This is a genomic window from Streptomyces sp. NPDC020996 (assembly GCF_040641355.1).
Lineage (GTDB): Bacteria > Actinomycetota > Actinomycetes > Streptomycetales > Streptomycetaceae > Streptomyces.
In genome coordinates, this window is record NZ_JBFADM010000029.1 from 91,365 (window position 1) to 97,810 (window position 6,446).

Consider the following 6,446-nt stretch of genomic DNA (forward strand, 5'->3'; position numbering starts at 1 on the left):
GCCATGACCCGTACCGTGACCGTCGGACTCGACGGATCGCCCGCGAGCCTCGCGGCCGCCGAGTGGGCCGCTCGTGAGGCCGAGATGCGGGGCCTCCCGCTGCACCTGGTGCACGCCTGGGACTGGCAGCGGTACGCCGAGCCGGCGTCGGAGGACTCGACGCACCAGCACTGGGCGCTGCGGATCCTGCGGGAGGCGATGGAGCAGCTGCACCGTGGCCACCCCGGCCTGACGATCACCTACGAGCAGGTGTCGCAGGCGCCCGGGGCCGCGCTGCTGGGGGCCTCGGAGGAGGCCGACCCGCTGGTCATCGGCTCCCGTGGGCTGGGTGGCGTCACCGGTTTCCTGGTCGGCTCCGTCGCTCTCGGCGTCGTCGCCCAGACCGACCGGCCGGTCGTGCTGGTGCGTTCCGGCACGCGCCCGGAGGACGAGCGCCGGCCGGACGCGGAGGGCCGCCCGTCGGCCGGGACGCCCTACCGGGACGTCGTGCTCGGGCTGGACCACGAGCACCCCGACGCGGCGGTCATCGCGTTCGCGTTCGAGTCGGCGTCCCGCCGCGCGGCGCGGCTGCGCGTGGTGCACGGCTGGAGCCTGCCGCCCTACTTCGCCTACGGGGCCGCCACCGACCAGGCGCTGAACGAGGAGCTGGCCCGTCAGGAGGCGGGCGCCGTCAAGGCCGCCCTGGCGCCGTGGCGCGAGAAGTTCCCCGGTGTGGAGGTCGTCGAGGACGCCGTGATAGGCAACGCCGGCGGTCATCTGGTGGACGCCGCGGCCGACGCGTCGCTGGTCGTGGTCGGCCGGCGCATCCGGCGTACCCCGCTCGGCGCGCGGATCGGGCCGGTCGCGCACGCCGTGCTGCACCACGCCAAGGCGCCCGTCGCGGTGGTTCCGCACGAGTGACCCGGCGGGCCGGTACGAGGCCGCTTGGCGCAGGCCCGTGAGGCCGCCCGACGAAGGCCCGTGAGGCCGCCCGGCCATGGCCGCCCCGCTTCGGCGGGGCGGCCTTCGCGCGTCTCGGCCCCGGGACCGGGCAGCTCGCGGTGCCGTCCGGGCGGCGCACCGGCCGGGCCGGCAGCGTCGCGAGGCGGTGGCGGGGCGGCACACGTCCGGGCAGGCGCGGCGCAGCCGAGGCAGGCGCGTGCGTGGGACGGGTGCGGGAGCCGCGTGCCGTGGGACGGGTGCGGGAGCTGGGTCCTTCGGCTCCCGTGCGTGGCCGAAGGGGCCGTGACCGGGCGGCCGGCCCGGGCCGGGAGGCGGCGGGACGGCCGATCCGGTGGGGCGGTTCGGTCCTGCGGGCAGGACGCTCGGCCCCTGCACCGGCGGAGCGCCGCGCGGGAGCCTTGAAGAGCATCGGGGCGCCGGCTGTCCGGAACGGTCCGCGAAAACCTGGCGGTCACAGCGCCGTACGGGTCATCCGGCTCCCGGTGTCCGCCGCACAAACCGCCGCGCTCCGCAGGGCCGTACCCCGGCCGGGCGGGTCGGCTCAGCAGAACTCCGTCGCGCCTGTTCGTGGACGGTGGGCGAGAAGGGAGTGGTCGTGATGGCCCGCATCGTCGGCGAGGTGATGACCCGCGAGGTGGTCGAGGCTCACCGGGAGACGTCGTTCAAGGACGTCGCCCGGCTGCTGGCCGAGCACCGGATCAGCGGGCTGCCCGTGGTGGACCACGACGACAAGGTCCTCGGGGTGGTCTCCGAGACGGACCTGATCCGCCGCCAGGCGGTCGGCCCCGCCGGCGGACAGGTGCGGCGGCTGCGGATGCTGCCCGTACCGCGCCGCGCCCGGCGCGCGGCCGCCGTCGCCCGGGCCACCACGGCCGGGGAGATGATGTCGAGCCCCGCGGTCACCGTGCATCCGGAGCAGGCCGTCGAGGCCGCTGCGCGCATCATGGAGCGCCACGGCGTCGACCGGCTCCCGGTGGTGGACGAGGAGGACAGGCTGATCGGCATCGCCACCCGGCGGGATCTGCTGCGGGTGTTCCTGCGCTCGGACGAGGAGATCCGCCAGGACGTGATCGACGAGGTGCTGACCGGCACGATGTGCCTGGCCGCGTACGCCGTGACCGTCTCGGTGCGGGACGGCATGGTCACGCTCGACGGGCAGGTGGAGAACCGCACCGACGTCCCGCTCGTGATCCGGCTGACGTGGCGGGTCGACGGGGTGGTCGGCGTCGTGAACGGTCTGACGTACCGCGACGACGACACGCGTCCGTCCGAGAGGCACCCGTCCACCGGGGCGAGCACCGCCGGAAGGAGCTGATCCGTCATGACGACCCTCGCGGCGTCCTCGGGCACCGCGGTCCGCGTGGACGCGGAGCTGGAGGAGCCGCTGTCCCGGTGGCTGTGGCTGGTGAAGTGGATCCTGCTGATCCCGCACTACGTGGTGCTGTTCTTCCTGTGGATCGGGTTCGTCGCGGTGAGCGTGGTCGCGTTCTTCGCCATCCTGTTCACCGAGCGCTATCCGCGGGCCCTGTTCGACTTCAGCCTGGGGGTGCTGCGCTGGAGCTGGCGGGTGGCCTACTACTCGTACGGCGCCCTGGGCACCGACCGGTACCCGCCCTTCAGCCTGGGTGCGGAGCCCGGCTATCCGGCGCGGCTGGACATCGCCTACCCCGAGCGCCTCTCCCGCGGCCTGGTGCTGGTGAAGTGGTGGCTGCTGGCGATACCGCACTACGTCGTCCTCTGGTTCTTCCTCAGCGGCATCAATCTCGGCTGGTGGGGCGGCGGGCTGGTCGGCGTGCTGGTGCTGATCGCCGCCGTGACGCTGGCGTTCACCGAGGAGTACCCCAAGTCCCTGTTCGACCTGGTCCTGGGCCTGAACCGCTGGGTGCTGCGGGTCGCCGCGTACGCCGGCCTGATGACGGACAGCTATCCGCCGTTCCGCCTCGACATGGGCGGCGCCGAGCCGGGCACGGGCACGGCGGGGACGGCAGGCGCGGTGCGGGACCAGCCGTGACCGCGGGCCCTGGTGGCCCTGGTCCTGCGCGGAAGGCGGTCTGCCGCGGTCCCCGGCTCACCGGGTGCAGCACAATGGGGCGCATGTCCCGACGTACCTCCCGGCCGCGCCCGCAGCACGGCTCCGCGCAGACCCACCGGCCCGTCTGTCCGTGCGGTCGCGCGGAGACGTACGAGGAGTGCTGCGGCCGCTTCCACCGGGGCGACGCCGCGGCGCCGACGGCCGAGGCGCTGATGCGTTCGCGCTACGCCGCCTTCGTGCGCCTCGACGAGGCCTACCTGCTGCGCACCTGGCACCCGCGCACGCGCCCCGCGCGGGTCGACTTCGACCCCGGGACGCGCTGGACCGGGCTGGAGATCCTCGGCACCGCCGACGGCTCGGCGTTCCACGCCACCGGGACGGTGACCTTCCGGGCGTCGTACCGGGGCGGTTCGCTGCACGAGCGCAGCCGGTTCGAACGGGTCGACGGGGCGTGGGTGTACGTCGACGGGGACTTCCTCGGCTGAGAGCTCCGAAGAGATCGGGCGGCCGGAGGGCCGCTACGGCGCCAGGACGTCCAGTTCCCGCAGCGCGCCCACCGTGATCTCGCGGGTCAGCCGTTCCGCGCGCTCCGCGTCGCCCTCGCGCACCGCTTCGGCGACCTGGACGTGGAGGGTGACGGCGGCCGGGTCGGGGTCCTCGAACATGACCTCGTGCTGGGTGCGGCCGGCCAGGACCTCGGCGACGACGTCACCGAGGCGGGCGAACATCTCGTTGCCGGACGCGGTGAGGATCACCCGGTGGAAGGCGATGTCGTGGACGAGGTACCCCTGGAGCCGGTGGCCGCGTGAGTTGGCCACCATGCCGAGCGCGCACTCGGTGAGTTCGGCGCACTGCTCGGGGGAGGCGTGCCGGGCCGCCAGTCCCGCGGCGACCGGTTCGACCGCCGAGCGCAGCACCGTGAGCGAGCGCAGCTGCCGCGGGCGGTCGGCGCCGGCCAGCCGCCAGCGGATGACCTGCGGGTCGTAGACGTTCCACTCGGCGGTCGGCCGCACCGTGACGCCCACCCGGCGGCGCGACTCCACCAGGTGCATCGACTCCAGGACGCGTACTGCCTCGCGCATCACCGAGCGTGACACCTCGAAACGCTGCGCCAGCTCGTCCGTGCGCAGGACACTGCCCGGCGGATACTCGCCCGCGGTGATCGCGGGGCCGAGGGTGTCCAGTACGCGGCCGTGCAGCCCCCGGCCCGTTGTGCTCATGCACTCAGCGTACGGGGCGCGTCACGGCCAGAAAAAGTCAGACTTATTTGTCACAGACTCTTGAATTCGTCGTACCTAATCGGTTTCAGTGGCGTCGGCAATCAGGTGCCGACGAGGACAGCAGACAGTGAGGCAGCCAATGAGCACCCCCCAGGTCGTCGCCGTGATGGGCGTAGCGGGCACCGGGAAGACCACCGTCGGTCCCCTGCTCGCGGCCCGGCTCGGCGTTCCGTACGCCGAGGGCGACGACTTCCACCCGTCGGCCAACATCGCCAAGATGTCCGCCGGGATCCCGCTCGGTGACGCGGACCGGTGGCCGTGGCTGGACGCCATCGGCATCTGGGCGCACGACCGGGAGGGGCTGGGCGGGGTGGTCAGCTGCTCGGCGCTGAAGCGGTCGTACCGCGACCGGCTCAGGGCCGCCGCTCCCGGACTCGTCTTCGTCCACCTCACCGGCGACCGGGCCCTCGTCGAGGACCGGATGTCGCACCGGCAGGGGCACTTCATGCCCACGGCGCTGCTCGACTCCCAGTTCGCCACGCTCCAGCCGCTCGGGCCGGACGAGGCGGGCGTCGAGGTGGACGTCGCGGGCAGTCCCGAGGAGATCACCGAACGGGCCGTCGGCGCGCTGGCCACGCTGTCCCGCCCGGCCCGGTAACAGCGCCTCCGCCCGGCCCGGTAGTACCAGTCGGCGTCGCGCCCGACGCCACTCCCCCGTCCCCCGTACCTGCAAGGGAAAACCGTGACCAGACTCAGCGTCGAGATGCTGGCAGCGGACGCGCCCGAGCCGATCACCTCGGCCGGTCACGCTCAGCTGGGCATCGCCGTCCTGGCGGGCATCGCCGTCATCGTCCTGCTCATCACCCGGTTCAAGCTGCACGCCTTCCTGGCGCTGACCATCGGATCGCTGGCGCTCGGCGCGATCGCCGGGGCGCCGCTCGACAAGGCGATCACCAGTTTCACCACCGGGCTCGGCTCCACGGTCGCCGGTGTGGGCGTGCTGATCGCCCTCGGCGCGATCCTCGGCAAGCTGCTCGCCGACTCCGGCGGCGCGGACGGGATCGTCGACACGATCCTCGCCAGGGCGGGCGGGCGCGCGATGCCGTGGGCCATGGTGCTGATCGCCTCGGTGATCGGTCTGCCGCTGTTCTTCGAGGTCGGCATCGTGCTGCTGATCCCGGTCGTGCTGATGGTCGCCCGGCGCGGCAACTACTCGCTGATGCGCATCGGCATCCCGGCGCTCGCGGGCCTGTCCGTGATGCACGGGCTGGTGCCGCCGCACCCCGGGCCGCTGGTCGCGATCGACGCCCTGCACGCCGACCTCGGCGTCACCCTCGCCCTCGGCGTGCTGGTCGCCGTCCCCACGGTGATCGTCGCCGGGCCGCTGTTCTCGAAGGTCGCCGCCCGCTGGGTGGACGCGCCGGTCCCGGAGCGCATGCTGCCGCCGCGCGCCTCCGAGGAACTGGAGCGGCGGCCCGCGTTCGGGCCGACGCTGGCCACCGTGCTGCTGCCGGTCGTGCTGATGCTGTCCAAGGCACTGGTCGACCTCGTGATCGACGACCCCGCGAACACCACCCAGCGCGTCTTCGACGTCGTCGGCTCCCCGCTGATCGCCCTGCTCGCCGCCGTCATCGTCGGCATGTTCACGCTGGGCCGGGCGGCCGGCTTCGGCAAGGAGCGGATCCAGCGGACGGTGGAGAGCAGCCTGGCGCCGATCGCCGGCATCCTGCTGATCGTCGGCGCGGGCGGCGGCTTCAAGCAGACGCTGATCGACTGCGGGGTGGGCCGGATGATCCTGGACATCTCCGAGGACTGGTCCATACCGGCCCTGCTGCTGGGCTGGCTGATCGCGGTCGGGATCCGGCTCGCGACCGGTTCGGCGACCGTGGCGACGATCTCGGCGGCCGGCCTGGTCGCCCCGCTCGCGGCCGACATGTCGACCGCGCACACCGCCCTGCTGGTCCTGGCCGTCGGCGCCGGCTCCCTGTTCTTCAGCCACGTCAACGACGCCGGGTTCTGGCTGGTGAAGGAGTACTTCGGGCTGAGCATCGGGCAGACCGTCAAGAGCTGGTCCGTCATGGAGACGATCATCTCGGTGGTCGCGGGCGGCCTGGTCATGCTGCTGTCACTGGTCATCTGAAGCGGGCCGCGCGCCGGTGCTCGCCTCCGTCACCCCGCTGCCCGTCATCGGCGTCCCCGTCCCGCTGAAGTACCTCGACGGCATGGACTCGCTGCTGTCCATCGTGCAGATG

7 protein-coding genes and 1 pseudogene are annotated in these 6,446 nt (G+C 73.2%); 7 read left to right on the plus strand and 1 reads right to left on the minus strand.

The features are described from left to right. The first annotated feature begins 3 nt into the window (after window positions 1-3). The 4 genes from AB0G63_RS20870 to AB0G63_RS20885 all read left to right on the plus strand — a co-directional run bounded on the left by AB0G63_RS20870 (window position 4) and on the right by AB0G63_RS20885 (window position 3,459). Complete coding sequence (locus AB0G63_RS20870) at window positions 4-900, plus strand: universal stress protein (protein ID WP_360752200.1); 897 nt, start codon at window positions 4-6, stop codon at window positions 898-900. A gap of 640 nt (window positions 901-1,540) precedes the next feature. Further along, a complete protein-coding gene (locus tag AB0G63_RS20875) occupies window positions 1,541-2,257 on the plus strand; it encodes a CBS domain-containing protein (RefSeq protein WP_360752203.1) in 717 nt (238 codons plus the stop codon). A 6-nt stretch (window positions 2,258-2,263) separates the two neighbouring features. Continuing rightward, window positions 2,264-2,953 (plus strand): DUF4389 domain-containing protein, encoded by a 690-nt coding sequence (locus tag AB0G63_RS20880; RefSeq protein ID WP_360752206.1) that lies wholly within the window; start codon window positions 2,264-2,266, stop codon window positions 2,951-2,953. A gap of 83 nt (window positions 2,954-3,036) precedes the next feature. Beyond that, the gene (locus tag AB0G63_RS20885; protein ID WP_360752209.1) at window positions 3,037-3,459 is read left to right on the plus strand and encodes a YchJ family metal-binding protein; all 423 of its coding nucleotides are present in this window, start codon (window positions 3,037-3,039) and stop codon (window positions 3,457-3,459) included. Window positions 3,460-3,492: 33 nt separating this feature from the next. On the opposite strand, the gene AB0G63_RS20890 is transcribed toward AB0G63_RS20885, so the two are convergent. Continuing rightward, window positions 3,493-4,194, minus strand: a complete 702-nt coding sequence (locus AB0G63_RS20890; RefSeq protein ID WP_360752212.1) for a FadR/GntR family transcriptional regulator — start codon at window positions 4,192-4,194, stop codon at window positions 3,493-3,495. A gap of 139 nt (window positions 4,195-4,333) precedes the next feature. On the opposite strand from AB0G63_RS20890, the gene AB0G63_RS20895 reads away from it, so the two are divergent. The 3 genes and pseudogenes from AB0G63_RS20895 to AB0G63_RS20905 form a co-directional block, all read left to right on the plus strand. Further along, the gene (locus AB0G63_RS20895) at window positions 4,334-4,852 is read left to right on the plus strand and encodes a gluconokinase (RefSeq protein ID WP_360752214.1); all 519 of its coding nucleotides are present in this window, start codon (window positions 4,334-4,336) and stop codon (window positions 4,850-4,852) included. An 84-nt stretch (window positions 4,853-4,936) separates the two neighbouring features. Continuing rightward, a complete protein-coding gene (locus tag AB0G63_RS20900; protein ID WP_360752217.1) occupies window positions 4,937-6,334 on the plus strand; it encodes a gluconate:H+ symporter in 1,398 nt (465 codons plus the stop codon). A gap of 16 nt (window positions 6,335-6,350) precedes the next feature. Continuing rightward, window positions 6,351-6,446, plus strand: a pseudogene (locus AB0G63_RS20905) (AIR carboxylase family protein); the annotation flags it as partial.